The sequence below is a fragment of the Achromobacter insolitus genome, assembly GCF_002209555.1.
Lineage (GTDB): Bacteria > Pseudomonadota > Gammaproteobacteria > Burkholderiales > Burkholderiaceae_B > Achromobacter > Achromobacter insolitus.
Genome location: NZ_NJIF01000002.1, coordinates 762,321 through 788,747 on the forward strand (window position 1 = coordinate 762,321; position 26,427 = coordinate 788,747).

The 26,427-nt window shown below is 61.0% G+C and carries 23 protein-coding genes; 6 read left to right on the forward strand and 17 right to left on the reverse strand.

Features of this window, described 5'->3' with window-relative positions:
• Nucleotides 1-169: 169 nt before the first annotated feature.
• From CEY08_RS29790 to CEY08_RS09065, 4 genes are all read right to left on the reverse strand, one after another.
• Nucleotides 170-2,455 carry a tetratricopeptide repeat protein gene (locus CEY08_RS29790; protein ID WP_167380351.1) on the reverse strand — a complete coding sequence of 762 codons (2,286 nt, stop codon included), beginning with the start codon at nt 2,453-2,455 and terminating at the stop codon, nt 170-172.
• A 501-nt stretch (nt 2,456-2,956) separates the two neighbouring features.
• Nucleotides 2,957-4,048 carry an RES family NAD+ phosphorylase gene (locus CEY08_RS09060; RefSeq protein WP_063960798.1) on the reverse strand — a complete coding sequence of 364 codons (1,092 nt, stop codon included), beginning with the start codon at nt 4,046-4,048 and terminating at the stop codon, nt 2,957-2,959.
• Nucleotides 4,049-4,283: 235 nt separating this feature from the next.
• A complete protein-coding gene (locus tag CEY08_RS29795) occupies nt 4,284-5,039 on the reverse strand; it encodes an AbiU2 domain-containing protein (RefSeq protein WP_126389528.1) in 756 nt (251 codons plus the stop codon).
• A gap of 365 nt (nt 5,040-5,404) precedes the next feature.
• Nucleotides 5,405-6,055, reverse strand: coding sequence for an imm11 family protein (locus CEY08_RS09065; RefSeq protein WP_232033789.1), 651 nt, complete (start codon nt 6,053-6,055; stop codon nt 5,405-5,407).
• A gap of 210 nt (nt 6,056-6,265) precedes the next feature.
• Here CEY08_RS09065 and CEY08_RS09070 point away from each other — a divergent pair, with 210 nt between their 5' ends.
• Both CEY08_RS09070 and CEY08_RS09075 read left to right on the forward strand, forming a co-directional pair.
• Nucleotides 6,266-7,222 carry a DUF2332 domain-containing protein gene (locus CEY08_RS09070; RefSeq protein ID WP_076817415.1) on the forward strand — a complete coding sequence of 319 codons (957 nt, stop codon included), beginning with the start codon at nt 6,266-6,268 and terminating at the stop codon, nt 7,220-7,222.
• A gap of 321 nt (nt 7,223-7,543) precedes the next feature.
• Nucleotides 7,544-7,921 carry a hypothetical protein gene (locus CEY08_RS09075; RefSeq protein WP_197723192.1) on the forward strand — a complete coding sequence of 126 codons (378 nt, stop codon included), beginning with the start codon at nt 7,544-7,546 and terminating at the stop codon, nt 7,919-7,921.
• Between the two features lie 78 nt (nt 7,922-7,999).
• Here CEY08_RS09075 and CEY08_RS09080 read toward each other — a convergent pair whose 3' ends face one another.
• Both CEY08_RS09080 and CEY08_RS09085 read right to left on the reverse strand, forming a co-directional pair.
• Nucleotides 8,000-8,968, reverse strand: coding sequence for a Bug family tripartite tricarboxylate transporter substrate binding protein (locus CEY08_RS09080; protein ID WP_076817418.1), 969 nt, complete (start codon nt 8,966-8,968; stop codon nt 8,000-8,002).
• A 59-nt stretch (nt 8,969-9,027) separates the two neighbouring features.
• Nucleotides 9,028-10,170 carry a 4-oxalomesaconate tautomerase gene (locus CEY08_RS09085; protein WP_076818129.1) on the reverse strand — a complete coding sequence of 381 codons (1,143 nt, stop codon included), beginning with the start codon at nt 10,168-10,170 and terminating at the stop codon, nt 9,028-9,030.
• A gap of 61 nt (nt 10,171-10,231) precedes the next feature.
• On the opposite strand from CEY08_RS09085, the gene CEY08_RS09090 reads away from it, so the two are divergent.
• Both CEY08_RS09090 and CEY08_RS09095 read left to right on the forward strand, forming a co-directional pair.
• The gene (locus CEY08_RS09090) at nt 10,232-11,158 is read left to right on the forward strand and encodes a LysR family transcriptional regulator (RefSeq protein ID WP_076817420.1); all 927 of its coding nucleotides are present in this window, start codon (nt 10,232-10,234) and stop codon (nt 11,156-11,158) included.
• A 213-nt stretch (nt 11,159-11,371) separates the two neighbouring features.
• Nucleotides 11,372-12,337 carry a fimbrial protein gene (locus CEY08_RS09095; RefSeq protein WP_084738656.1) on the forward strand — a complete coding sequence of 322 codons (966 nt, stop codon included), beginning with the start codon at nt 11,372-11,374 and terminating at the stop codon, nt 12,335-12,337.
• 11 nt (nt 12,338-12,348) lie between these two features.
• On the opposite strand, the gene CEY08_RS09100 is transcribed toward CEY08_RS09095, so the two are convergent.
• The 11 genes from CEY08_RS09100 to CEY08_RS09150 form a co-directional block, all read right to left on the reverse strand.
• A complete protein-coding gene (locus CEY08_RS09100) occupies nt 12,349-13,311 on the reverse strand; it encodes a bifunctional GNAT family N-acetyltransferase/nucleoside diphosphate kinase regulator (protein ID WP_076817422.1) in 963 nt (320 codons plus the stop codon).
• 108 nt (nt 13,312-13,419) lie between these two features.
• Nucleotides 13,420-14,415, reverse strand: coding sequence for a fimbrial protein (locus CEY08_RS09105; RefSeq protein ID WP_076817424.1), 996 nt, complete (start codon nt 14,413-14,415; stop codon nt 13,420-13,422).
• Entirely contained in the window at nt 14,412-15,161 is a 750-nt protein-coding gene (locus tag CEY08_RS09110) for a fimbrial biogenesis chaperone (RefSeq protein ID WP_084738657.1), read from the reverse strand. Before CEY08_RS09110 ends, CEY08_RS09105 begins: the two co-directional genes overlap by 4 nt.
• Nucleotides 15,162-15,394: 233 nt before the next feature.
• Nucleotides 15,395-17,035: a hydantoinase B/oxoprolinase family protein gene (locus CEY08_RS09115; protein WP_088607633.1), complete on the reverse strand. Its 1,641-nt coding sequence runs from the start codon at nt 17,033-17,035 to the stop codon at nt 15,395-15,397.
• Between the two features lie 15 nt (nt 17,036-17,050).
• Nucleotides 17,051-19,069, reverse strand: a complete 2,019-nt coding sequence (locus CEY08_RS09120) for a hydantoinase/oxoprolinase family protein (RefSeq protein ID WP_076817426.1) — start codon at nt 19,067-19,069, stop codon at nt 17,051-17,053.
• Nucleotides 19,066-20,394, reverse strand: coding sequence for an aspartate aminotransferase family protein (locus CEY08_RS09125; RefSeq protein ID WP_063639488.1), 1,329 nt, complete (start codon nt 20,392-20,394; stop codon nt 19,066-19,068). The genes CEY08_RS09120 and CEY08_RS09125 overlap by 4 nt, the downstream gene beginning before the upstream one ends.
• Nucleotides 20,395-20,413: 19 nt before the next feature.
• On the reverse strand, nt 20,414-21,109 hold the full coding sequence (locus CEY08_RS09130; protein ID WP_076817427.1) for an ABC transporter ATP-binding protein: 696 nt from the start codon (nt 21,107-21,109) through the stop codon (nt 20,414-20,416).
• Nucleotides 21,096-21,875, reverse strand: a complete 780-nt coding sequence (locus CEY08_RS09135; RefSeq protein WP_076817430.1) for an ABC transporter ATP-binding protein — start codon at nt 21,873-21,875, stop codon at nt 21,096-21,098. Before CEY08_RS09135 ends, CEY08_RS09130 begins: the two co-directional genes overlap by 14 nt.
• Nucleotides 21,872-22,849 (reverse strand): branched-chain amino acid ABC transporter permease, encoded by a 978-nt coding sequence (locus tag CEY08_RS09140; protein ID WP_063639491.1) that lies wholly within the window; start codon nt 22,847-22,849, stop codon nt 21,872-21,874. The genes CEY08_RS09135 and CEY08_RS09140 overlap by 4 nt, the downstream gene beginning before the upstream one ends.
• 2 nt (nt 22,850-22,851) lie before the next feature.
• Nucleotides 22,852-23,727, reverse strand: coding sequence for a branched-chain amino acid ABC transporter permease (locus tag CEY08_RS09145; protein WP_042795305.1), 876 nt, complete (start codon nt 23,725-23,727; stop codon nt 22,852-22,854).
• 28 nt (nt 23,728-23,755) lie between these two features.
• A complete protein-coding gene (locus CEY08_RS09150; RefSeq protein ID WP_076817432.1) occupies nt 23,756-24,898 on the reverse strand; it encodes an ABC transporter substrate-binding protein in 1,143 nt (380 codons plus the stop codon).
• A 204-nt stretch (nt 24,899-25,102) separates the two neighbouring features.
• Between CEY08_RS09150 and CEY08_RS09155 the strand changes: the two genes are divergently transcribed.
• Nucleotides 25,103-25,888 (forward strand): IclR family transcriptional regulator, encoded by a 786-nt coding sequence (locus tag CEY08_RS09155; RefSeq protein WP_063960789.1) that lies wholly within the window; start codon nt 25,103-25,105, stop codon nt 25,886-25,888.
• 313 nt (nt 25,889-26,201) lie between these two features.
• Nucleotides 26,202-26,423 carry a YgdI/YgdR family lipoprotein gene (locus CEY08_RS09160; RefSeq protein ID WP_076817434.1) on the forward strand — a complete coding sequence of 74 codons (222 nt, stop codon included), beginning with the start codon at nt 26,202-26,204 and terminating at the stop codon, nt 26,421-26,423.
• The last annotated feature ends 4 nt before the right edge of the window (nt 26,424-26,427 follow it).

The following is a 26,427-nucleotide window of genomic DNA, read 5'->3' on the forward strand; positions in this document are numbered from 1 at the left end:
GGGAACGCTCAGGCCCTGATCACAACGGCCAACCTTGTCAGGCGTGGGGCGGAGGCAAACTCCGCAACGCAGGAACTGGCTATTGAGATTCGAGCGGCCGCAATGGGTCGGGAGCGGTCGTCCGCCATTGGCAGCTTCCGACCCAGAGCAGTCGCCCGCGAGTTTTCTCTCACGAGTTCGGCTGTCCTTGGATGGCGCCCTTGTTGACCGTGGCCCTGGCGACCAGCTCGCGCAGCGCGGGTTCGACAGCATCACCAAAGCGGCGCAGCACCTCATCGTAGGTGGCCATGGCTGCTTCGTTCTGGTGCAGTTGGCCTTGGGTGATGCCCTTGTTGACCAAGGCCCCGGCGACCCGCTCGCGCAGCGCGGGATCGTCAGCATCACCAAAGCGGCGCAGCACCTCATCGTAGGTGGCTATTTCGGCTTCTGCCTGGTTCAGTTGACCCTGGGTGAGGCCCTTGTTGATCAAGGCCCTGGCGACCTGCTCGCGCAGCGCGTGTTCGGCAGCATCACCAAAGCGGAGCAGCAGCTCATCGTAGCTGGCTATTTCGGCTTCGTACTGGCCCAGTTGGCCGTGAGTGATGCCTTTGTTGACCAAGGCCCTGGCAACCTGCTCGTGCAGCGCGGGCTCGGCAGCATCACCAAAGCGGCGCAGCACCTCACCGTAGGTGGCTATTTCGGCTTCTGCTTGGTTCAGTAGGCCCTGGATGATGCCCTTGTTGATCAAGGCCCTGGAGACCTGCTCGCGCAGCGTGGGCTCGGCAGCATCACCAAAGCGGCGCAGCAACTCATCGTAGGTGGCCATGGCGGCTTCGTTCTGGTTCAATTGGCCCTGGGTGATCCCCTTGTTGAGCAAGGCCCTCGCGACAGGCTCGCGCAGCGCGGGCTCCGCAGTATCACCAAAACGGCGCAGCACCTCATCGTAGGCGGCTATTTCGGCTTCTGCCTGGTTCAGTCGGCCGTGGGTGATGCCCTTGTTGACCAAGGCCATCGCGACAGGCTCGCGCAGCGCGGGATCGTCAGCATCACCAAAGCGGCGCAGCACCTCATCGTAGGTGGCCATGGCGGCTTCGTTCTGGTTCAGTTGGCCCTGGGTGCGGCCCTTGTTGGTCAAGGCCCTGGCGGCCTGCTCGCGCAGCGCGGGATCGGCAGCATCACCAAAGCGGCGCAGCACCTCATCGTAGGTGGCCATGGCGGCTTCGTTCTGGTTCAGTTGGCCCTGGGTGATGCCCTTGTTGACCAAGGCCCTCGCGACAGGCTCGCGCAGCGCGGGCTCGGCAGCCTCACCAAAGCGGCGCAGTACCTCATCGTAGGTGGCTATTTCGGGTTCGTCCTGGTTCAGTAGGCCCTGGGTGATGCCCTTGTTGACCAAGGCCCTGGCGACCTGCACGCGCAGCGCTGGCTCGGCAGCATCACCAAAGCGGCGCAGCACCTCATCGTAGGTGGCGACGGCGGCTTCGTTCTGGTTCAGTTGGCTCTGGACGATGCCCTTGTTGAGCAAGGCCCGGGCGACCTGCGCGCGCAGCGCGGGCTCGACAGCATCACCAAAGCGGTGCAGCACCTCATCGTAGGTGGCTATTTCGGCTTCGCTTTGGCTCAGTTGCCCCTGCGTGATACCTCGATTGACTAGCACCTTCGCAACACTGGTGGCACCAGCATTGGAAACTCTAGCAGCTTTGAGCCAAAAATAGGCAGCGTCTTCTAAGTCTCCGGCGGCGTACGCGGCGTGGGCGCGAGTGTTCCAGTCATCGAAAGAGTAGCTGTCTTCGGTAGAGGCTTTCAGCTCACGGTCGCGTTGAGCAAGCACTTTTGTTGAGTCGGCCAGAGTAGAGGGGGGTTGGGCCCTGGTTTTGTCAATTGACTCCTGTGCAGTATTGAGAGCTTTTGTGACATCAGCAGCGTGCGCTTGAACTCCTTGCGCATGCCCATCCATTTCCAGATGCAACTGAGCGGCTTTCTGCTCCATTGCTCCAATTTGTTTTCTTAACTGGTCTGCCTGTTTGTCAAACCACTCTTGTGCGCTAGCTCTCGCAACATCAGAGGCCGCCTCCTTGGCCGCCTCTTTGGCTGCCTCCTTGGCTGCCTCCTTGGCTTCCGACTTGGCATTGCGATACCCGAGAAATCCACCCAAGAGCAGCAACACCGTGATGCCGACGCTCAGCAGAGTGGTCAAGGTGCCAAACCGGTCAATGCTTTGACCCAACTGCGCCAATTGGTCATCTACACGCTTGTCAACGGCCGTGATCTGTTGGCGGACGGCCTCAACGTCTTTGGCTTGAAGCTCCTTTTGTGATTCCAACCCTTTTGCTTGAAGCTCCTTTTGTGACTCCAACTTGCTTTGCTGCAATTCCTTGAAGGCATTCAACTCGTCTCTCGAGGCAAATGTCGAAGTCTCAGTCGCTTGCGCTACAGGTGTGCCCCACAGAAAAAAGCAAATAGCCACCAGCCTGATCATTGGACTCGCTCCGTCGGTCATTTGATAAGTTGCCGTTGCTTGCAAATTCTTTGCCGCGGATACTAACAGAAGCCACGGATTCGCCGGCTGCAGCGGCATTGCCTTCACGCTTTCAACGCCGCATTCAATCACCGCTGCGGGCGCGAGTTACCACCCCAGGGCAGGCGGCACGATCGGCTCAGATCAGCCTGTAGCTGTCCCACGAAGATCGAAGCCTATGTCCGCTTCTGGCCGGGTGCCGTCTATGACGACAGACCGATCCCGGCCCGTTGCTGCCGGTCAGGCCGTCGGAGTTGCAAGGGCAGGTATCAGAGCCGACCAGTCGCTCGTCGCAGGCAAGCCATCGATCTGAATGGGACAAGGCAAAAGTCTTATATGGCGTGGAGAGAAGTCAGCCTCCCGCCGTCGGCAAAATCCTCAAAAATCAACGTGCTAATGCTCACCCACAATGACCGCGTAGCGGCGACTGTGTACCAGTTCTGCGGTGCAATCGGTTTCAACTCAGAACGACACCGGCCCGAAATGGTAGCCGTATTGGACCTGCCTGAGGACGAGCCGATTTATAGACTCGATCGCGACGTCTCCTGATGCTACAGGCCGACCGAACAAAGCAAGGTTGGGTACCGCTTTGGACTCTTCGTGATCTTGCAGGGACTGGATGCGACGATGCGAGATACCATAAATGGTTTGGAATGGCATGATACCCAGTCGGATCAAACTAAAGTAAGAAGGGTAGATGAGGCCATCAAAGCCGGCGGCGCGGGCGGCGATGGCAACCTCGCGGATGATCTCATACGCATGTTTACCGGCGAGGAACAGCATGTGGATAGCCATATCGAGACTTTCGAACTCAGACACGTGATCGCCTTCACGGAGCAAAGCTGCCAAGTTCAATAAGCGTAGCTCCCGTGCGGGGTGCATAGTGGCGACGAACGTTTCGTCCTCAGCCGTAAGGCGACACTCATGTAGGCACGTATCCAGATCCGGTGACGCATACAAGATGGGCAGAGCGGCCGAATCAATGCGACCGCTCCCCAAAAATTGGTCTGGGGGGCTATCGTATTGAGTTGGATCACCCGGCATGGAGGGCGATACACGGACGCGGTAGAAGATCCGGTCTGGACCGTAAGTAACCGATGGGAACTCGCCGATGATGCGTTCGATAACGCTGCCCCTTCTTAGCGGGTCCTGCAAATGTTGGAGTGGGGTGACTTCTCCGACCATCCATAGTCTCGGGCCGTAGTGGAAAAATCCGACGCCGAGAAGTCGCTCAAATAGTGCAACATCGGGTTGAAGCCACGGAGACACATTGATGCTGGTGGACTGCTTATCGTTGAACTGAATTCGCGGGGCACCACCATAGTCGAGCCGCCACAATGACCCCCAAACGAAAAATCGATGTGCGAGGGCTTCCAGCGCGGCCTTGTTAAGCTTCTTTCCGCCGGTTGCGCCGCAATTTTGGCACGCGAGATCGGCTAGATAGTTGGGTTCGAATCTCGCAGCGTCTAATCGTAGACCGTGGTCAGAAAAGCATAGCGAACACGCCACAGGAGGATGTTCAGCGGGGTCTAGATATTGGGCGTTGTCGGTCATATTATTCATCGTCGTGATGTTGACGTGTCGGGATTAGGTGGCGTAGATCTACTTCCTCGGCACTTATGTGAAACCGGTGGCCAGCAGAGACCAATATCAGCGTTCAGCTTGGCCCTGGTCGGGCAGGTTTTGGGACACCCATCGTATAGCATCCAAAAACGGACGGTTTAGGAAAGGACGCGGCAACGACGCATGGGTATCCCAGAGCAGATAGTCGACAACGCTTGATGAGTTATTAGACGTCACCCCAGTCGCTCAAGCGAAGGTCATCGGGTGGAATAGTGCCATCCGTAACTAACTCTGAATATCGCAGCCCTCTTTTGAGCGTTGCAATCAGAGAATCACCGTCGCTGTGAAGTGTGATGTGCTCATATGCCGTTTGTGTGCCAATGTAATGTAGGGAAATGCAATTCATCACACGGCGTAATGCTTGCAAGGCAATCTCAATCTCATGGCGCGAAGGGCCTCCAAGAGTTGCTCTTGCATTTAGCATGGTCGCAAGATCAAAGTGTGCAATATGCTTGTTGCGCCTCTTTCTTGCATTAGCACAGGCACTGTCATAGGCGTGAAGTAGTGGCGCTAATTGAGCTGCCAAAGCACCCGACTCGGTGACTAAGTTGTAGAGATTCCTGAGGGTCAGATTCTCAACCTCTTCGCCCTTGACACGCGTAGATGCCGGGTCTCCCAGCTTTGCCAATCCCAGCTGCACATCATTAAGTAATACATCTTGGAGCATCATGGCAAACGTGCCAGCTGAGCGATTGAGAACATTAACGCGAGCCTCACTGGTGCCATATAGCTGCCTATAGATGGCCCAGCGACCATGGAGCCAGGTCACCTCGTAGTCGATTGCTCGCCAAACATCGTCTATTACGGCAACTCCGAGTTCAGATGGCATAAGTAGTTGGTTTAAGTAGATTTCGATGGAAAACCAAATGCAGTTATAGCGCGTAAAAAAATGTACTTTAGATATGGCGATGATAATGAACAATCAACGTAAAGCCATTTTTACAAACTTAGATCGCGGTCTGTGATGAGCACGGAGGGCTAATAAAGGAGTGACCGCTCCTGGCCGAGAGCTGCCGCTCGCCAATGGCTGTTCCCAGCCAAAAAAACGGACATTCATTAAGGTCAAACGAGTGTTCGCTCTGAAGCGAAAAATGGCCCGAGCTTTCTACCTGATCTGCTGAAGGTGAGAGTTCGAATGAAGGCGGATTGTTTGTCATGCGCAAAGGCAGCCTGATGGGTGAACTCCAGCCACCTGACAATTGAGGCCGTCAGAGAGACGCCGTAACGGGCGGCGCACTGGCCCAGGAGATCAGGAGTGATCCGACGGCCGCGCACCAGGTGGTCTTGCTAAATATCGGCGACATCGCGCAGCCGTACGCCGGAGAAGTTGGCCGCACGCAATGCATCAAACATGGCGCGATCGCAGATGGGCGGTGCTCCCATGCGATCCTGGCGGAAGATATGGGCATCTCCCACAACGTCCTGCTTGAACACCAAGCTGGCCCCGCCGACGAGGCTATAAAATTTCTCGTCCTTGCCGGTCTGATCATTGTGATCGAGCTTGATCCTCACACGAGAAGCGGCTTCATCCAGGGCATCCAGCCTGCGCAGCACATTGCCCAGGTAGTACCGAGGGGCGGGGCTGCCGTCAGCAAGGCTGAAGTCGCATTCCACAAATGCAAACGCCTCGGCGTCCAACTGCTCAAACAGTTGCTTCAACGGCTCCGACACAATCCATATGCCAGCAAGCTCTTCCAGATCGCGTGGCATTCCGCCCTTCGCCGGTACATGAACCAGGTGGGGACGCTCCGGATACTGGTCTGGCATTCCATTAGGACGCGAGACGACATTCATCCCCGGATCGATCAGCTTCACTTCGTTGGCGATTTCTATGCCGGGAACCCCGCCGTTGCCCAAGAGGCCGGCGTCGATCAGGAAAAATTCGCCCTTATGAGTTGCGGCTTTGGCTGAAACTTCAGTGGCGGTGGGTTCGGTCACGGTGGCTTCCGTCATGGATGCGGGGGCAGGGCGGGAGTGCATTTGAGCCGATGCTAGCGGGGCTTTCGCGCAGCCTCAAGTTTCGTCGAAGCGGTGCCCAGGATACGTGATCCCCGTGAGTCCCGGGAGGGTTCGAAAAATGGTCGACAGATGATAGCTCCCCGCGACCGATGCTAATCTGCCGAGACTCATCTGCGTATGGGAGATGGCATGGATCGTATTGCTGACCGCTATTTGAGATTTGCAAGAATCGAGGCGGCGGGCCGCTCGCCCTTGTATGAAAAATGGGCGTTGCATGTCGCGAATTCGTTTGACGCACTGGCGTTTTTACAGGGTCTGCCTGTAGATAAACAGCAACCCAATCTGCTGTTTGCAGCGTTCCGGCATACCGTAGGCGCGCCCACGTCGACCGCGGAATTCGATGCAGGCCTGGCGCAACATGGCGCCGCCATCCGGGCCCTTATGCTGACTCGTTCCACGCAGACGAACGAACCGGGGCGCTGTGCAGTATTGCTGCCTGCTCTCGCTTCGATCGGGGGCAAGATAGCGCTCATTGAAGTGGGGGCCTCTGCAGGGCTGTGCCTGCTGATGGATAAATACGGCTACGACTGGGGGTCCCAACGCCTGGTTCCGTGTGGAGACGATTCGGGTTATCCGGTATTTCCCTGTGCGGTCACCGGCGCGGGCTCGCTCCCCCACACCTATCCTGAAATTGTGTGGAGGGCGGGACTAGACCTGAGCCCAATCGACGTTCACTGCGACGAGGACAGGAAGTGGCTGGAGGACTTGGTGTGGCCCGAGGATGGCAATCGACTCGCGCGCCTTCGGTCTGCGCTGCGGATCTGCAGACGCGAGCCGCCTCAGATCGTCCGGGGCGATTTGCTGCGGGATCTTGCTTCCTTAATTGAACAGGCTCCGGCGGAAGCGACCGTGGTTGTGTATCACTCCGCTGTCCTGAACTACGTGATGGACCAGGCTCTGCGCAATGAATTTGCACGCAACATGTTGGCCTCGCGTTGCGTCTGGGTTAGCAACGAAAGTCCATTGGTCTTTCCACAATTCGTGCCCGCGGCCACGCCGCAACCGTCCGGCATGTTCCTGTTATGCGCCGATGGCCAGGCGTTGGCCTGGACGGATCCGCATGGTGCTGCGCTGCAATGGCTGTGATTCAGCGCTTTCTTCGCTAGCCGCCGTCGGAATCTTCGTCATCAAGAGATGCAAGAGATCGCTTTGGGTCGATTGCCGTCGGTGCTCACTACAAGCAGGCTGGTCATCCCGCATCGGCATCAAAGCTTGCGAACGGGCCGATGGCTGAGCAGAACTATCGACTTCCGACGGTCTGATTTTTCGTTCGCGTTGCAGCCCCAAAAGACCCGATTTTCATAGAGCAGCGGCGTTTAGCCATTGTTATTCGCAATCAGACAATCCTTAAGAATCCCATGGTTCGGTCGATACCCAAGGTGAGGCTATTCCTCAAGGAGATCTGGCGTGAACGGCAAGTTTTCGTTAGTTGTCGCGATAGCAATGCTGAGTGCATTTCCCATGTGCCAAGCAGAGACATCGATGGGGTCTGGGGTCATTCGTTTTAGCGGCCGAGTGGTCGAATCCCCCTGCACAACCTCCTTCCAGGCCAACGGCTTGCGTATGGATGCTTGTCCAGTGCCCTCCCGCAACATTGATTTGGATGTGCGGCGTGTCCAGCCGAAATCGTCGCTCAGTGCAACGGATCACACGCCGGTGCAGGCTAAGCTGGTCGCCACCAGGACGACCCTGGGTCGCTACTACGATCAGCAGTACACATTGGTTGATCGCGCCGGCAAGCCCGTCACTTCCGGCACTTACCTGGTTACCGTGACCATGCCTTGACTTGTCGTAGGGAGCCCTTATGTCTGGGCTCCCTCTGCTGCTCAAGGCGCCATTCCGACTCCACGGTGTCGGACTCGTTTACAGCGCGGCGTGGATCGTCGAGGCCAGCCGTTTCCACTTGACGGCTTCTTCGCGCACGAACGCTGCCAGTTCAGCAGGCGTGCTGGTGCGCACTTCGGCACCCTGGTCGTCGATCTTGGCGGCCACGGCCGGATCGTTGAGCGCACCATTGAGCGCGCTGTTGAGCTTGGCGACGACTTGCGGATCGGCATTGGCGGGCGCGAATACTGCGTACCACTGCGCCACGTCCACGCCCTGCACACCCAGTTCGGCCAAGGTCGGCATGTCTGGCAGCACCTTGGCGCGGCGCGTGCCGGCTACGCCCAGCGCGCGGATCTTGCCCGACTTCAGGTGCGGATAGGCGCTGAACAGGCTGGGAAACATGACCTGCGTTACGCCAGCCAGCGTGTCAGTCATGGCGGGCGCCGAACCCTTGTAGGGAATCTCCAGCATGGCCGCGCCGGTGGCGCGGTTGAACAGTTCGCCCGCGACCGCTGGCGCCGTGCCCGGGCCGGCCGAGGCGTAGCTCAGGCCGTCGGGATGGGCCTGGCCATACTTGAGCAGGCCCGCAACGTCTTGCACGCCGATGCTGCTGGACACCACCATGAGCGTGGGAGAGTCAGCCACCATGCCGATCGCGCTGAAGTCGCGCACCGGATCGTAGTTGACCTTTTGCAGCGCCGGATTGATGCCGTGCGTGCCGATGTAGCCCAGCATCAGGGTGTAGCCGTCGGCCGGCTGGCGCGCCACGTAGTCGGCGGCGATGGCGCCCTGCGCGCCGGGCTTGTTGACCACGATGACGGTCTGGCCCAGCAGTTCGCCCATTTTCTGCCCGATCACGCGGGCCAGGGTATCGTTGCCGCCGCCAGCGGCGGTGGGCACCACCATGGTGATGGCGCGTTCGGGAAATTCGGCGTGCGCGGCCGTGCTGCCCAGGGCCAGGCAAAGGGTGGCGGCGCACAAGGTGGCGCGGGTGGGAATAGCCATGTCATGTCTCCAGATGGATCTGTGGGCGGCCTCTGCGGACCGCTGTGTGTCGAGTTTTTTTACGCCGCGACCGGTTGGCGCGATGCCAGCCGGGCGCGTGCCTCCTGCTCTTGCCGTGCCGCGCCATAGCGCCCCGGCACATACAGAAGGCCCTTCATGATCTTGCGCGCGGTGCGCACCAAGCCGGCGGTCTGCACCTCGCCGCTGGCGTCGTTCAGCTTCACGTCGATGTCCATGGCGCCCGACGGATGTTCGATGCGTACGCCCCGGTAGCCTGGTAGCGGCGCCGGGCCGCCACAATCATGCGCGACCGTGCCCGGCATGAGAAAGGCGGCGGCCACGCCCACCGCGCCAGTGGCGGCGTGGGCGCGGTGGCAGGCATGAGGCGTGAAGTAACGGGAGCGCAGAGACGGGACGGAGATGTCGCTGCCCGGCGCCAGTAGCACCGGCTTGGGGATGACGCTGTCCGATACATCACCCAGGCCCATGCGGGCGCCGGCTTCGCGGCGAATGCGTTCCAGGCGCGCGAGCAACGCGGGCTTGGCGTCCAGCTCCGCGGGCGATTCGTCGCCGCGCAGGCCAAGGTCCGCCGCACGGAGCAACACCATGGGCATGGCGGCGTCGATCAGCGTGGCGGCCACGCCGTCCACCGTTTCCTGGCGTCGTCCGGTGGGGAACAGGCGGCCGGTGACCGCTCCCCAGGCGTCGAGGAAATTCAGGCGCACGGGGGCTGCGGCGCCCGGCACGCCGTCGATGCGGGTCTCGCCCTCGTAGGTCAGGCGGCCGCCCGGCGTCTGCACCACGGCCTCGATCACTGCGCCTGTGTTGACGTTGTGGACGCGCACCGAGGTTTCACCATCGGCCGCGGCGATCAGCCCCTCGTCGATGGCGAAGGGCGCGGCGCCCGACAGCATGTTGCCGCAATTGGGACGGGTGTCGACGCTGGCCCGGTCTACGGAGACCTGCGCGAACAGATAGTCGATATCGCAGTCCGGCCGGGTCGAGCGCGACACGATCGCGACCTTGCTGGTCAGCGAGTTGCCGCCGCCCAGGCCGTCGACTTGCAGCGCGTGGGGCGAGCCCATGGCCTGCAGCAGCAGCCGGTCGCGGTCGGCGGGATTGGCCGGCAGCCAGTCTGCCAAGAAAAAGGGGCCGCGGGAGGTGCCGCCGCGCATCAGTACGCAAGGGATGATCGTTTCCATGCGGTGCATTCTGCGACGTGGCGGTTATTATTTGAATTGCAACTTACGGATGGATTAATGCATGGCGCGCATCAATTTCGATTTACAGGAATTGCAGGCTTTCGTTGCGGTGGCCGAACGCGCCAGTTTCCGCGCCGCAGCCGAAGACTTGAACCTGTCGCAGCCGGCGCTGAGCCGCCGCATCGAAAAGCTGGAAGACCTGCTGGGCGCGCGTCTGCTGGAGCGCACGACCCGCCGCGTGGCATTGACTCATGTGGGTCGCATCTTCCTGGAACGGGCACGCGGCGCCATCGACGAACTGGAACGCGCGGTGCTCAGCATCGGCGACCTGGCGGCGCAGCGGGGCGGGCTGGTGACAGTGGCCTGCGTGCCGTCGGTGGCCTATTACTTCCTGCCTGCCATCGTCCGCGAGTACGCCGAGCGCTTTCCGCGCATCCGGGTCCGCATCATCGACGAGACCGCCCACACCGTGCTCAACAGCGTCGTGACCGGCCGTGCGGACTTTGGCATCAGCTTTTTCGGCACCCAGGAGCCGGACGTGGATTTCAAGGCAGTGTTGCGCGAAGACTTCGTCCTGGCGGTGCGGCGCGACCATCCGCTGGCCGCGCGTCGCAGCGTGTCTTGGGAAGAGCTGTCGCAGGAACGCTTCATGACCGTGGCCAAGGAAAGCGGCAACCGCCTGCTGATTGACGACGCCCTGGCCAAGAGCGGCAAGCGCACGGTCAGCGCCTTCGAGGTCAGCCACGTCATGACCCTGCTGGGCCTGGTGGAGGCGGGCCTGGGCGTGGCGGCCGTGCCGCAGCTGGCGATGCCGCCAGCCGGCCACGCGACCTTGGCCGGCATCAAGCTGGAACATCCACGCGTCACTCGCAGCCTGGGTTTGATCTCGCGCCGGGGCCGCCCTTTGGCGCCTGCCGCACAACAGCTCTACAACCTTGTCCTGCTGGCCGGCAAAGGCGCCAAGCGCGGCTCTCCCAAGCAAGCCTGAAGCCGCGCCCTGAGTCTCCGTCCCCATGGAACCGCAAGCCGCCGCAGGTCCGTGCAATAGCCCCCCACAATCTGCTGGAAAAGCAAGGAAATTAGGACTTGTCTGATGGAGCGCCCGCCGGCTGCTCTATAGGCTCTAAGGCTCTTTTTCAGAGCGCTCTCAATTGCTGACTGACAAAGAGGAGCGACAGGCCCATAGGAGAGTACAGGCAGCATGAACCATGGCAAATTCCCCCACGGCACACTGGCCATACGCATCCTCGTTGTCATCGCCACCATGTTCGGTGCCATGGATACGGCCCAGGCAATATGTTTTGGGCACTCTACCCGCTACGTCACTTATGGCGGCCCCATCAATCTCACGATACCGACCGGCGCGCCGAACGGGACGCTGGTCTACACCGAAACCCAGGTCATCCCTCGCAGCGAATTCGATTGCACAAGCGAGGAGCTTTGGGGGCTGGAACTGGCCCCCGGGCGTGGGCGTGTTCCGAAGCCGAACGTGGAAGAATTTCCCCTAGGCGATACCGGGCTTTCCTTTAGGATCAAGACTAAGCTGGGAGATGGCTTGGCTTATATCGCGTCATTGGCTCCGCTCAGGTGGGGCTTCTACCACCTCGAAGGCGACGTGATCCTGGAAATCTACAAAACTGGTCCCTTGGCGCCTAGCAGAGTCGTCGGCGCGGGCGATCTGGGGCTTGTGAGATTTGGTCCCAGAAGAATCGTGGATCTGGTGCTGGGTCGAGACATCAATGTCGTGGCTGGATCCTGCGAAACGCCGGATGTCGCTGTGGCGATGGGCGACAACTACAAGTTATTCGACTTCGGCGGCCCAGGCTCCACCACCCGCGAAGTTCCTTTCTACCTCCAGCTGAACAACTGTCCCGCAGGGATCACCAAGATCAATTACCAACTGCAGGCGCTCACCCCGGTCATCAACGCTACCCTAGGCGTCGTTGGACTTAACCGGACGTCGTCCGCCGCGGGCGTCGGTCTGCAGATCAAGGACGCAAACGGCCTGCCCGTGCCGTTGAACACCATGCGCACGTTCAGCGGCTACCCCACCAATGGCACCAACTTCCGGGTCCCTCTGGCAGCCAACTATTACCGCGTGGGCACGGAGTTGCTCAGGCCCGGCGCCGCCAACACCGAGGTAACATTCATCATGAGTTACCTGTAGCGAACGCGGGACTACAGGTGGAAATCGCCAGCGGCTTCAGGCTGGTAAAGCACTTTTCTGATGCCGATCCGGCGGGTTCGGTCCGAAATTCGCCAGTCGATAGCGTCGCCCTCCCGATAGCCCAGGATGGCGGCCCCTACGTCGGAACACACGGAAAACTTGCCGGCGCTGCTGTCGGCGTCTTCGGGGTAGACCAGGGCGACTTCCATTTCTTCGTCGTCCAGTTGCAGCAAGGCCCTGGAATTCATCGTGACCACGTTCCCCGCGACCTGCTCGGGCTTGACCACGATGGCTCGTTCAATCTCGTGCTCGAGTTCGACAACAGCCGGGCCATACTCGAGTTCGATCAGGTTCTTGAGGCGGGCCTTGTCGATTTCAGTGATGTAGATGTCAGTGGAATCAACGATGACGCCTTCGCGCAGCAGCCGGAGATAGCGCCCCGCAGTGAGGGACAATGACTTCAGTGTTGGCGTTTCGCTTTCAAGCAGAAAGCCGGTGCGCAGAAAGGCCTTCAGCGAGCGCACATTGTCCGGGTGAATCTTGGCGATGAGCTTCTCGGACCGCATATCCAGGAAGGCCAGTTTCATGCCTTCGCGGATCGTGCTTGCGCCCAGGTTTTGGCCCCAGTTGTCGCTGTCGCCGATGACCAGGACGATTTCGCAGTCCGGGCCGGTTTTGACCAGACGCACGAAGCCCACCGGGGTGTCACGCCTGTCATAGGCCATGAAGAATCGGCCGCCCTGATTGAACAGATGGGTCAGAATCGGCAGTTGCGTCCGATTGATGGCTTGTTCGATAAAGCGGGAGACATGGCGCGAATCGCTCAAGTAGCAGGTGACGCGCTCGTCTTCCAACCAGTCCATCAGAGTCAGCGCGTGTGCCCGAGTGATTTCAGGGCACAGCGAAATGAAAGGCTTGTTCATCTTCACCACACTTATTTGTAAAGGATGAAAGCCCTTCATGGCTATGGCCATGACGGTTCTTTCGGCGAATCCGCGATTTTAGGACGGAAGCGAGCGGATGTCGAAAAGGCGCGCCACGGCCGCGCCCTGCGAGACAGATCTCTCAGGCGCGGGTTGGGTCTATTTATAGTAAATATCAAATGTTGCGCCGGCGCTGAAGCTTCCCACTTTGGGCTGATCGGTGAGCCACTTCAGTTGTGCGGTAAACCGCTTGGTCACCAGCTGGTCGCCGGTGGGTGAAGTCAGCTCGAATTCCCTATGGAATGGCAGCGCCACTTTATTGTCACGCAGCAGCATGATCCCCACGGAATCATTTTGTCTGGGCACCAAGGTATCCCCGCCTTGCACCGTCGCGTCTATGGGTGTCATGACGGCAGAGATGCCATAGACGCTGGAACACGATTTGCTGATCAGGATGGAAAAATCTTTCTCTTTGGCAACCGTTGAGGCCTTTGCGGTAGATACGTGCAGTCTGCCGAAGTCGATGGTTTGGGGGAGTATTTGCAGTTGGGAAAAGCAATCGATGAATCGTATTTGCTCCAACCCCTGAACCGTCATGCGAAAGTTCTTGTCCGGCTTGGCATTGATTCCGTTCGCGCCATCGATCTGGAAGGCGTCATACGAAGCAATGCCTGCGAGCGGGCCATCCTTGCCTTTGCTTTGCTCCGCGGTCGACCGCTTGGCGACGAAAAAGTTATAGGAAAGCGTAAACCGATTTTTACGGCTAGTGCAGGTGGGGCCGATGCAGGGTTCAATGCTGCCTATCTTGGTGCGGCACTTCGGCAGGCTGCTGCATGTCATGTCGACGCCTGCCAGGTTCACGCCGAACTCGAGGTCCGGGCCCAGCTGCACCATGCCCTGATCCGTGGGGCTCAGGTAGAAATAAACATCTTCACCCATGCCCCAGCTTGTTTCCTGGTAGCAGATGATTTCTGTGACGTAATCAGGGGAGCGCCACAGAATCATGCCTTTGGGGGCCGTGCTGGGAACCGCTATCGTGCCGTTGAAGGATATTGTTGCGGTCGAGTTGGTGCCGTCCTGCAGGCATATGGCGGCAAAGCTGCTTTGGGAGAACAACAGAGCCCCAAGGAAAATGATCGAGAGGAGAAATTTCATGTTTCCACTTCCGGCTGGCTGACGACGACGACATGGCTATGCTCCCGGCCGCTATCCGAGACGAGGTTGTATTGCAAACGTTCTATGGCTTTTTCGCAGCCTTCGGTTTGCAGCGTGGCTTCGGAAAATGGGGCAAGCATCGTGTGTGGAATGTGGATTCCGCAATTTTTCCCGGATTTTTCCTGCAATTTCAAATCGGTGATCGTCAGGTAATAGGGTGAAGGGTTTACTGCCTTGACTGCGCCTGTTTTGCGGACGCGTTGCCATCTCAGGCTTTTTGCGGCTTCCGCTGGAGCGACGGTCAGTTGAGGGCGATAGAAGAACTTGTATCTGTGCCGCAAAGCCACTTGCAGGGTGTTTCCGGGGCTGGGCGCAAGTGGGGCGCTTAGCAGGCTCAGCAGAAAATAGGATTCTCTGTCCTGCGGCAATCCAACGCCCTGATAGAACACCTCGACCGAGCCATGCTCATGCGGAGGAATACTGATCACGGGGCGGGATACGACCATATGAGGGTCCGCCTGCCGCCCGTCTCCCCAGTCAAGGGAGATATTGGCCAGCGCGGCGCTATCGTCGGAATTGACGAGCTGCAGTAAAACCCTACGCTGGTCGCCTGTGAATATCACCCGGTTTTTTCCCTCGAGCTGGACATCAGCGATGGAGGGGAACGAGGCCAGGAAAGCGCATGCCAGGAGCAGTATTCTGGCAAATCCGAACACGATGTTTTTTGATGTGGAAAATACTCTCACGGAAAATCGCCCGCGCCAGCTGGACGTAGCCTGGCCTTATGAATTTGTGAGAGCTTAGCAAAGCAAGCGTGGATTTTGCCCTTGCTGCGAGTAATTTAGGAAATGCCTTACTAAAGCAGGCTATTTGATGAAAAACTGGCCGCTGAACGCCGTGCGGCGAGTGCGATGGCGCGTCCGGGATCGTCGATGTCGCCCGCTGTCGAGCCGGCCGCGCAAGCGGCCGGATGCCCGCATCAACCAGGGTAATAGCCCTGTCGGATATCGTTTTCACGGGCGAGCGGTGAACGTCGCTCGGGGTCGCCATAACCTCCCCCGCCGGGCGTGTAGACCTCAATTACGTCGCCTGCCTGCATGGCGATTCCCTGATCCTTGGAGACATGGGCCGGCACGTAGGCCGTGCCGTCTCGATAGACCGTGACCCGCGTGCGTCCGCCGTCCTCGCCGCCAGCGGCGCCGGGCGGGCCGAATTTTCCGTGATCCATGACCATGGACGCCCGCGCCGAGCCCGCCCGCAGGCGGATGCGATAGTGGATGCCCATGCCCCCGCGGAACTCGCCGCGCCCGCCTGAGCCTTCGTGGATTGCGTAGCGCTCGAAGAGTATGGGATACAGCTGTTCCTGCACTTCGACAGGGGCCGCCTTGGAGATTCCGATGGTGGAGCAGCCATTGGTCAGCCCGTCGCCTCCTGGATGGCCGCCATAGCCGCCTCCAGAAATCACGTACATGACATAGGAGCGTCCGTGCATGGGATCGTCCCCGCCAATAGCGAGGTTGGCTGTCGTGCCCGCGGGGGCGGCGAACAGGCGGTGCGGAATCGCCTTCTGCAAGGCATCGAAGACCGCCTCGGCGATGCGCTGGCTGACCTCCGCCGCGCAACCGGATACCGGGCGGGGATACTTCGCATACAGGAAAGTGCCTTCGGGATCCTGGATACGCAGCGGCTCGAACAGGCCCGCGTTGATGGGCAGTTCCGGGAAAACGTGCTTGATCGCGAGGTAAATGGAAGAGCGCGTGGTGGCAATGACGCTATTCATGGGGCCCGCGCAGGGGGGGCTGGATTCGCTTAGGTCAAAGTGCATGAGTTCGCCTTCCTTGCGGATGCGAACGGACACCTTCAGCGGTTGGTCCTGGACGCCGTCGGAATCCAGAAAGGCCTGGCCGTGGTACTCGCCGTCGGGGATGGCGGCGATCACGGCGCGTGTCTGGATGGAAGCCTGGCGCTTGAGTTCGGCGATGGCGGCATCGACGGTGTCCAGGCCGTATCGGTCCAGCAGCTGAGTCAACCGGCGTTCGCCGATAGCCAGCGCGGCGGCCTGGGCCTTGATGTCGCCGATGCGTTGCTCGGAGATGCGGATGTTGGACATGAGGATGGACAGGATTTCCGGATCCAACTCCCCCTTCTTGTACAGTTTGACCGGGGGTAGACGCAGACCTTCCTGCTCGATTTCGGTGGCGTGAGCGGAGAATCCACCGGGAACCATGCCGCCCATGTCGGGCCAGTGGCCGGTGTTGGCCAGCCAGGCGTAAAGCTTGCCGCGATAGAAGTAGGGCTTGACGAAGCGCACGTCCATCAAATGTGTACCACCTAGATAGGGATCGTTGACCATGAAGATGTCGCCCGGGGCGATATCCTTGGCCAAGGCGATCACGGCCTGGGTGGAGAACTGCATGGTACCCACGAATATGGGCAGGCCGAGCTCTCCTTGAGCAATCAGTTCACCGCTGTCCCGGTGGTAAATACCGTTGGAGCGGTCCTGCGATTCGGAAATGATGGGCGAGAAGGCCGCACGGCAATGCGCGAGGTCCATTTCGTTACACACCTGATGAAGTCCGCTCTGGATGACGGTCAGCGTCACGGGGTCGATATGGGTCATGGGAATACATCTGCCCTAGAGAGTGATGATGAGGTTGCCGTAGTCGTCGCCGCAGGCATGCGCGCCTGGGTCGATGACGGTTGTGGCGTCCAACTGTTCAATGATCGCGGGGCCATGCAGGCCTTCGGCGGGGATATGCTCGCGCGCGTAGATGGGCGTGTCGATCCAGCCGGTCTCTGTAAACCATACCTGGCGGCGTCGTGGCGCGGCGGCCGGGGCGCCCGTGCTGCGCAGCGAGTCCAGCGATATGGCATAACGCTTGCCGACCAGGCTGGTGTCCAGCGTCACGAGCACCGGACGAAGCTCGGAGAGTTCGACCTGGAAACGTTGCCAGTAGGCGCGGGCGAAGGCCTCTTGCAATTGGGTGACTGTAGCGGCGCCCGCGTCGACAGCGACCGTCAGCAGGTGGCTTTGGCCCTGGAATTGCATCTGCGCGTGGTGGAAGATCTCGATGTCCGAGACGGCGATGCCGTCGCGTTCGATCGCGGCATGCCCAAGGGCGATCTGGTCATGCAGGCAGGCCTGCAGATCGGCGTCCGTCAGATCCTTCAGCGGTCTGTTGAATGACTTGACGAAGTCGTGCCGCACGTCCGCCACCAGGCAGCCCAGAGCATTGGTCAGGCCGGGCCGCACGGGAATGAGCACGGTCGGTATGGACAGTTCACGCCCCAGCGCGACGGCATGCAGCGGCCCCGCGCCGCCGAAGGCGAAGAGCGCGAAGTCGCGCGGGTCATAGCCACGCGCGAGGCTGACCAGGCGCACGGCGCCCGCCATATTGTTGTTGCCGATCTGCAGAATGGCCGCCGCAGCCTGCACGGCGTCCAGGCCCAGGGGGCGGCCGATGGTCTCTTCGATGCGTGCCGCAACCTCGTCCACGCTGACGGCGCGATCGACGGCGAGCAGCCGGTCTGGATCGAGACGTCCCAGCACCAGATTGGCGTCGGTCAGGGTGGGCAGTTCGCCGCCACGCCCATAGCAGATGGGACCGGGGCGGGCGCCGGCGCTGTCGGGGCCAACGCGCAGCAAGCCGCCAGCCTGCACTCGGGCGATGGAGCCACCGCCCGCGCCGACGGTATGGACATCGACCATCGGCACGTGCAGGGGCATGCCGTATTCGAGCTCCAGTTCGCTGGATACCTTGGGAATGCTGTTTTCGATGAGAGCGACATCGGAGGACGTCCCACCCATGTCGTACGTGATCAGATTCGGGTAGCCCGACATCCTGCCGGAATAGGCGGCGGCCATGACTCCGGAGGCCGGCCCGGACATGACGGTATTGATGGCCGCGCGCGAGATGGTGCGCGCCGAGACGGTCCCGCCATTGCCTTGCATAACCAACAGATCATTGCGAAAGCCCGCCGCCGTGAGGCTGTTCTGCAGGCGGTCGATGTAGCGGTCGAGAATCGGCTGCACCGAGGCGTTGACGGCGGCGGCGGTGCCGCGTTCGAACTCGCGGAACTCGGAAATGATGGTGTGCCCGGCGGTGATGTAGTCGTTGGGCCAGTGCCGGCGCGCCAGTTCCAGGGCGCGAAGCTCATGGGCGGGATTGGCGTAGCTATGCAGGAAGTGTATGACCAGGGCTTCCACGCCGGTCTCCACCAATTCCCGCACCCGGGCCACGAAAGCCTCTTCGTCCAGCGGAGTCAGCACATTGCCCTGGGCGTCCATGCGTTCAGCGACTTCGCGCCGCAACTCACGTGCAATCAGCGGCACGAAACTGCCCGTCAACCCATAAGCATGCGGCCGCGTGCGCCGGCCCAGTTCGAGCACGTCGCGAAATCCTTCGGTGGTGATCAGGCCGACCTTGGCGAGCTTGCGTTCAAGCACGGCATTGGTTGTGGTGGTGGTGCCATGGACAATGCTGTCTACGCGTTCCAGAGGGACCCCGGTGCGGCGCAGCGCCTCGAGCACGCCAAACGCCTGATTCTCCAGCGTGCTGGGAACCTTGGAAATGCGTACCGCGCCAGATGCGTCATCCACCAGGATGAGGTCGGTGAAAGTGCCGCCTACGTCTATGCCTACGGTGATCGTCATGCCAGCACCTCCTCGCGGCGCAAGACATTGAGCGCTTCATGCGCGGTCTCGATGATCTGTGCGATGTCCTGGTCCTGCATGGGCGTGGACAGCGCGATCAGTCCATAGCTGGCCATCAGGACGCCGCGGTTCAGCATTTCGCGGTTGAAGCGCGCCATGGCCCGCGCCTGTTCGGGGCTGGGGTAGGCATCGCGGTAGCTGGTCAGCTTGTCTGCTTTCAGATGCAGCTTGATCAGTGATCCCAGTCCGGTGGCCTGGCCAGCGATGCCGGTGTCGGCGAAAGCCTGGTTCAATCCCTGCCGCAGCATGTCACCGTGGCGGTCGAGCTGGGCGTAGGCTGCCTCATCCAGCAATTGCATGGCGGCAAGCCCGCTCACCATGCTGACGGGATTGGCCGAGAAGGTGCCGCCGTGGGGGACTGCAGGGCGGCCGGCGCTGGGATCGAAGACGGCCATTACGTCCGCGCGTCCGGCCACGCCTCCGACGGGAAAGCCGCCGCCCATGATTTTGCCGACGGTGGTCAGATCGGGGGTGACTCCCAGACGCGATTGCGCGCCGCCGGACGCCAGGCGCAGCGTGATGACTTCATCGACGATCAGCAGGATGCCCAGTTCCGTGGTGACCCGCCGCAGCATTTCCAGGTATTCGGCGCTGGCGGGAATCAATCCGACGCGGTTGGGTAGCAGGTCTATCAGTACGCCGGCCAGGCTGGCGGCATTTGCCCGCAGCAGGGCCTCGGTGGCCTTGCTGTCATTGAAGGGCAGCACCACGACATCTGCGGTCACGCCCTGTGGCGTTCCAAGCGAGTGCGCCACGGACGCGGGCGCGGCCGCCTCGCCCCAGTTGGCGGGACTCGCATCGAGGCTGGTCTCGGCATAATCGTACGAGCCGTGATAGGCCCCCTCTACCTTGGCGATCTTGGGTCGACCGGTATAGGCGCGGGCGGCCTTCAGGGCCATCATGACGGCCTCGGTGCCGGAATTGGTGAAGCGGATTTGCTCGATGCCCGGCACGCGTTCGGCCAGCAGTTCGGCGAGCGCAATTTCGCTTTCGGTCGGCATGCCGAAGGCTGTGCCCAGATCAATTTGGCGATGCGCTGCAGAGGCCAGCGCGGGGTGCGCATGACCATGGATAAGCGCAGTGAAATTGTTGATGCAGTCGATCAATACATTGCCGTCAACGTCATGGACGCGGCAGCCGGCGCCATGCGCGGCGTACACGGGGTACGGCGACAGATAGACGGTCGTGCGGGTATTGCCGCCCGGAAGGGAGCGCTTGGCGCGCGTGTGCAATGCCTGTGAACGGGAGGAGGGATCGGGATACATGGTTTCTCTCAAGCAGGATTTAGCGGCCCAGGTAAGCGTCCCGGACGCGCGGGTGTCGACGTAGCGTCTCGGCGGTGTCGGTCAGCACGATGCTGCCGTTTTCGATGACGTAGCCGCGATTGGCCACGCCGAGCGCGAGCACGGTGTTTTGCTCGACCAGCAGGACGGTCATGCCGCCCTCATTGATACGGGCGATGCGGGCATAGACTTCTTCGGCCAGGCGCGGCGCCAAGCCGAGTGACGGTTCATCCAGCAGGAGCAGGCGCGGACGCGCCATCAAGGCGCGGCCGATCGCCAGCATTTGCTGTTCGCCGCCAGACAAGGACCAGCCCAGCTGGCTGGCCCGCTCCTTCAGTCGTGGAAAGAGGTCATAGACGCGGTCGAAGTCCTCGCTGGATCCGCCGCCGCGCACCGAGCCGCCGACCTCCAGGTTTTCCTTCACGGTGAGGCCCGGAAAGATCCGCCGCCCTTCCGGGACGTGCGCAATGCCCGCCTTTACACGGCGTTGGATCGGCCAGGCATCCAGGGAGCCGCCGTCGAAATTCAGTGTGCCCGTCGTGGGAAGCAACCCTGAAATCGCGCGCAACAGCGTGGTTTTGCCGGCGCCGTTGACGCCGATCAGCGCCACGGCTTCACCGGCGCGAACGTCGAGATCGATAGCGCGCAATGCGACGATGTCGCCGTAGGCCGCGCCCAGGTTTCTACACTGCAACATGCTGATAGCCTCCTCCAAGATAGGCCTCGAGCACCGCGGGATCGGACTGCACCTCGGCGGGTGTGCCTTCGGCGAGTTTGGCGCCGAAGTTGAGTACTGCCACGTTCTCGGCCAGTCGCATCACCATGCCCATGTTGTGCTCGATCAGCACGACGGAGAGGCGGTGCTGCTCGCGCAGGCGTCGCAGCAGGTTCATCAATTGCTCGACCTCGCCGGAGTTCAGGCCGGCCGCTGGTTCGTCCAGCAACAGCAGCCGGGGGCGCGCCACCATGACCCTCGCCATTTCGACCAGGCGGCGGTTGCCATAGGAAAGTGAGCCTATGCTGCGGTCGGCGAGCGTGTGCAGGTCGAATTGACGCAGGGTTTCGTAGGCGGCATCGCGGGCGGTCTTCTCGCGTTCCCGGGTGGACCTGGGGCGCAGCAGCAGCGCGCTCAGCGAGCGCGGGTCACGCATCGCAGCACCCAACATGACGTTTTCCAGGACGCTGAGACGCGTGAACAGGCGGCCGCTTTGAAATATCCGGCCTATGCCCGCGTGGATGATTGCGTGCGTGGGCAGCCCCGTCAGCACCTTGCCGTCGAATCTGACCTGGCCGGACGTGGGAGGTACCAGGCCGGTCATCACATTGAGCAAGGTGCTCTTGCCGGCGCCGTTCGGACCGATGATGGCGTAGAACTGGTTGGCGCCGATGTCCAGGCTGACATTGGAAAGCGCCTGCACGCCGCCGTAGTGCTTGCTGATGTTCTGTACTTGCATGAGGCTCATGACAGGCTGCCTCCATGCACAACGCCGCGGTTCCCGCGTTTGGCGCGCCGGCGGTAGGTGGCCGGATCGATCAAACTGATCAGGCCGCGGGGGAGCACGATCAGGATGACCAGCACCAGGATGCCGAAAACCAGCAGATAGGCGTTGCCGACGCCGCGCAGCAGCTCGGGCAGCAGGGTAACGCTCACCGCGCCCAGAATCGCTCCGATGATGCTGCCTTCTCCGCCCACGACCAGCATGGCCAGGTAAATGATGGAGTGGGAGAAGTTGAAGTCCTCGGGAGAAACAAAGCGGATGTGGAAGGCGAACAGGCAGCCGGCCACCGCAGCGTAGGCTGCGCCTAGCGTGAAGGCGGCGACCTTGACTTCGGTGACCGGCAGGCCGGTCATGGCCGAGGCCAGCTCGTCGTCGCGCACCGCCATCAGCGTGCGGCCCGCGTGGGAGTGGCGGATGCGGGCGGCGAGCAGCGCGAGCAACGTCAGGACCGCCAGCGAAAACAGGTAGAAGCTGGGTTCGTCGTCGAGCTTGATGACGCCCAGCGTGAGCGGTGGAATGCCTGATATGCCATTCGTGCCGCCTGTGATGTCGATCCAGTTGGAAACGACGATGGTGAAGCTGACGTTCAATCCCAAAGTCGCCAACGCCAGGTAGTGACCTTTCAAGCGCAGCAGGATGCGGCCAGTGACATAGGCGACCAGGCAGGTGGCGGCAATGGCGAGCAGCGCCGCCAGCCAGGGATTCCAACCGTGGGACGTGGTCAGCACGGCCACCGTGTATGCGGCCACGCCCATGAAGGCGGCGTGGGCGAGCGAGATCAGCCCGGCATAGCCGAAAACGAAGTTCAAACCGATGACGGCAATGGCCGAGATGACGGCGGTATTGGCAAGACGGTTGCCGTAGCCCTGCGTGAAAAGAGGCAGGGCGGCGGCCAGCGCCAGGACAGCCAGGCCGCAGAGCAGATGGGATCGTTTCATGGTCAGCCCCGATCGGCGATGCGTTCGCCGAAGATGCCCTGCGGCCGCAGCAGCAGGAAGAGAATCATGATTCCAAAGGCCAGCAGGTCCTTGTAGGTGGAAGACAGGTACGCCGCGCCGAGGATTTCGATCAGGCCCACGACCAGTCCGCCCGCTATCGCGCCGGGCACGCTGCCGAATCCGCCGATGATGGTGGCGGCGAAGGCCTTGAGCGCGACGGCGTCGCCCATGTTGACGTCGGCGAACCACATGGGCCCCACCAACAGGCCTGCGAAGCCTGCAAAGACGGCAGCCAGCAGCCAGGCGAAGCCCAGCAACATGCGCACCGGCAGGCCCATAAGCCTTGCGGTTTCAACGTCCTGCGCCACCGCCCGCATTGAACGTCCGAGGGAGGTGCGGTGCAGGAGCGCGTAGAGCCCGACAATCAACAGCAACGTGATGACGATGGTGGCCAGCGCATGTACCGTGATGACGCCGCCGGCCAAGCTGATCGTGCCATCGCCAAAAGGGGAAGGCATGCGGAAGGGCCAGGCGTCCCAAACCAGGAGCGCGCCGTTCTGCATGGCGATGCCGGCGGCGACCGTGCCGATGATGACCGTCACGACGGGGCGGTTCTGGAGCGGCAGGTGGACCAGTGCATAGAACAGCAGGCCGAAGGCCGCCATCATCGCAATGGCCACGGGATAGGCCAGGGCCGCGGGCCACTGCGCCTGGATGATGGTGCTGACCCCGAAAAAGGTGCCCAGCATGACGAACTGGCCTGCGGCGAAGTTCACCACGCTGGTGGCCGAATACACGATGACGAAGCCCAGCGCGGCCAAGGCGTAGACGCTGCCGAGCGCGACGCCGTTGACCAGCAGTTGGATCATTTCCTGCATGGTGTTCCCCTTGTGGCGCCGGCCATGCTCAGTCGACCTTGATGGTGCTGATGAACTGCATGTCCTTGCTTCCCTTGGCGAACTTCACGATGGCAACATCGTGCACGCCATTGCCTTTGGCATCGAAGCTGTAGACGTGCGAAACGCCTTGGTAGCCCTTCAGGTCCTTGAGATAACCCTGAAGTTTTTGCGGATCGGCGCCAACGGCGTTGATGGCCTGGGCCATCAGCATCGCACCGTCGTAGTAAGCGGCGCCGTAGGGGTCGGCGTCCATGGAGAAGCGTTGCTTGAAGCGTTCCGCATAGCTCTTGCCTTTGTCGGTCGCGGGCAGGTAGGTGTCGATCACGCCCCAGACGTTATCCAGATCGGCAGGCGACAGCAGCTGCATCGCGGCAGGGACAAAGGCGGCCGACGAGGCCACGACGGGTTGCTTGAGGCCGAGCATTTTGATCTGGCGCAGCACCATTGCGCCGTCTTGCGGATAGACGAAAGCCAGGATGACGTCGGCGCCCTTGTTCTTCAGGCTGAGGATCTGCGCCGACATGTCCTTGTCGTTCTGGCCATAGGCTTCGGTGCCGACGGGGGTGATGCCCTGGTCTTTCAGGAAAGCTGCTGCGGCGTTGGCGCCGCCCTGCCCGAAATCATTCTGGATATAGAGAATGCCGGGCTTGGACAGCTTGAGCTCGTCCTTGATGAATCGCGCCATGGCGACGGCCGCCGTGCTGTCCTGCGGGCGGATGCGGAACATCCAGGGATTGCGCAGGTCCGCGACGGCGTCGGCGCCGCCGGCATACATCGCGGGAATGCCGGCTTTCGCCACTTCCGGCGCAACGGCCATGTTCTGGGTGCTGTAGCTCGTGAGGAAGGTGAAGGCGGGCTTGTTCTCCTGCGCCAGCTTCACATAGGCGTTGACCGCGGTGCCGTTGGAGGCCTGGGCATCCTCAAACACGAACTTGACCGGCTTGCCCTGCAGGCCGCCTGCCTTGTTGATGTCGTCCTCGGCCAGTTTGAGCGAGTTGAAGTACTGCTTGCCGGTCAACGACAAGGGGCCGGTGAGGGGGACCGTGGCGCCCACGACTACATTTTGCGCGCAGGCCGCGCCGGCCATGGTTGCCAGGGTAATCGCCGGAAGGATGCGGCGAGTGAGATTGAGGATGTGCTTGATGGACATGGTGCTGCGCTCCTGTAACGATTGACGTTGAAGGCGGGGCGGCTTTCCCCTTGGTTGTTTTCGATGGACTCGTAATCGTTCCGAAAATCGGTACAACGTTCCTTTTTTCGGTATAATAAAAAACTGCTGGCATGGACAGCAAGACCGGGTTTTCCCGGCATGGGCGTTCTGCCGCCCCTACAATCCGGCCTTCAAGGAACGTCTATGAGCCAAGATTCCAAACTTCCCCCGCTGGAGCGCTACATGCGCATCCTTGAGTTGCTTGCGTCTTTTCCCGATGGATTGGCGCTGACCGAGATCGCGCGCATGCTGGCGCTTCCCAAGACCAGCGCGCATCGCCTGCTTGGCACCATGCAGGACTCGCAACTTGTGGATCTGGTCTCCAGCACCTACGTGTTGGGAGCGCGGGTGAAGCGGCTTGCGTATGCCAGCGCGGACACGGAGTGGATCGGCGCGGTCGTGAGGCCGCACTTGGCGGATCTTGCGGCCGAAACCGACGAGACCTGCTATCTGGCGAAGCTGCACGGCGACCACCGGGTGTCCTCGGTGCTGATGGAAGCGCCCGATACGCCTTGGCGCGGGTTCGTGCTGCCAGGCAAGGGCATGGCGCCGCATGCCGCCGCATCGGCCAAGGCAATACTTGCGTTTCAAGCTCCCGATGTCATCGATGCCGCGTTGGCGGAACCGCTACCGCGCCTTACCGCGCATACATGCATCGATAGCGACCGCATCAAGGAGGAATACGCGGTGGTTCGCCAGCAGGGTTATGCGACGTGCATCGGCGAAATCGATGAGGGCCTGGCTGCACTGGGCGTGCCGGTGCATCTGCAACACCTTGGTGTGATCTACAGCCTCGGCGTAACCGGGCCATTGCAGCGGTTGAAATCCAAGAACCTTGAGACATTGGCTGCCGTCATGCAGCGATACGCCGAACGCGTCGCGCACGCATTGGCCGCGGGCTATACGCGGCGCCCCGCCGATCAAGGCTAAGACTGCGTGGCCTTGGCGTTGCCCTTCGGCAGAACTCGCCTGAAGGCAGGATCGTCCGCCTTAGTTAAACAATCTACTCGGCGTATGCGCGCTGTCCGATGATAGGTATCGGATCGCGGCGCAGTCCGCGCCGGGGCCGCTATTTTCGACGAGTGCTACCGGTGCAACCGTGTGTAGCGCGGCGTCGGCCTGGAGCGTTCGTGGCGGGTCTTTCAGCAGTTACAGCTGCGCAAATTCTGCAGAATTCTTGTCACGCGCGGCCGTGGCGATGCGGACTAGAGTGCCGGACTTTCATTATTTAGAAGGACTCTCCATGAATTTCAAGCAAGCACGCATCGCCTTCATTTTGACCGGGCTTGGGGCTCTTGCGGGCTGCTCATCGCCATCGATGATCAAGAAGACCGATGGGAGCCACGTCATTACGGCGGACAGGCCCAAGTACGACGAAGGTTCGGGCATGTATGTGTACTACCAGGATGGCCGGAAAGTGCAGGTCAACAAGAGCGATGTGAAGAGCATCGAAGAACTGGAGTAAGCAT

Coding starts and splice junctions, on each gene's coding strand:
- CEY08_RS09115 (WP_088607633.1), bottom strand. CDS start 17,035: ATGACCCATATCGACCCCGTGACGCTGACCGTCATCCAGAGCGGACTT.
- CEY08_RS09125 (WP_063639488.1), bottom strand. CDS start 20,394: ATGTATCCCGATCCCTCCTCCCGTTCACAGGCATTGCACACGCGCGCC.
- CEY08_RS09105 (WP_076817424.1), bottom strand. CDS start 14,415: ATGAAATTTCTCCTCTCGATCATTTTCCTTGGGGCTCTGTTGTTCTCC.
- CEY08_RS09140 (WP_063639491.1), bottom strand. CDS start 22,849: ATGAAACGATCCCATCTGCTCTGCGGCCTGGCTGTCCTGGCGCTGGCC.
- CEY08_RS09155 (WP_063960789.1), top strand. CDS start 25,103: ATGAGCCAAGATTCCAAACTTCCCCCGCTGGAGCGCTACATGCGCATC.
- CEY08_RS09085 (WP_076818129.1), bottom strand. CDS start 10,170: ATGGAAACGATCATCCCTTGCGTACTGATGCGCGGCGGCACCTCCCGC.
- CEY08_RS09145 (WP_042795305.1), bottom strand. CDS start 23,727: ATGCAGGAAATGATCCAACTGCTGGTCAACGGCGTCGCGCTCGGCAGC.
- CEY08_RS09060 (WP_063960798.1), bottom strand. CDS start 4,048: ATGACCGACAACGCCCAATATCTAGACCCCGCTGAACATCCTCCTGTG.
- CEY08_RS09130 (WP_076817427.1), bottom strand. CDS start 21,109: ATGTTGCAGTGTAGAAACCTGGGCGCGGCCTACGGCGACATCGTCGCA.
- CEY08_RS09120 (WP_076817426.1), bottom strand. CDS start 19,069: ATGACGATCACCGTAGGCATAGACGTAGGCGGCACTTTCACCGACCTC.
- CEY08_RS09095 (WP_084738656.1), top strand. CDS start 11,372: ATGAACCATGGCAAATTCCCCCACGGCACACTGGCCATACGCATCCTC.
- CEY08_RS09070 (WP_076817415.1), top strand. CDS start 6,266: ATGGATCGTATTGCTGACCGCTATTTGAGATTTGCAAGAATCGAGGCG.
- CEY08_RS09135 (WP_076817430.1), bottom strand. CDS start 21,875: ATGAGCCTCATGCAAGTACAGAACATCAGCAAGCACTACGGCGGCGTG.
- CEY08_RS09080 (WP_076817418.1), bottom strand. CDS start 8,968: ATGGCTATTCCCACCCGCGCCACCTTGTGCGCCGCCACCCTTTGCCTG.
- CEY08_RS09150 (WP_076817432.1), bottom strand. CDS start 24,898: ATGTCCATCAAGCACATCCTCAATCTCACTCGCCGCATCCTTCCGGCG.
- CEY08_RS09100 (WP_076817422.1), bottom strand. CDS start 13,311: ATGGCCATAGCCATGAAGGGCTTTCATCCTTTACAAATAAGTGTGGTG.
- CEY08_RS09160 (WP_076817434.1), top strand. CDS start 26,202: ATGAATTTCAAGCAAGCACGCATCGCCTTCATTTTGACCGGGCTTGGG.
- CEY08_RS09090 (WP_076817420.1), top strand. CDS start 10,232: ATGGCGCGCATCAATTTCGATTTACAGGAATTGCAGGCTTTCGTTGCG.
- CEY08_RS29790 (WP_167380351.1), bottom strand. CDS start 2,455: ATGATCAGGCTGGTGGCTATTTGCTTTTTTCTGTGGGGCACACCTGTA.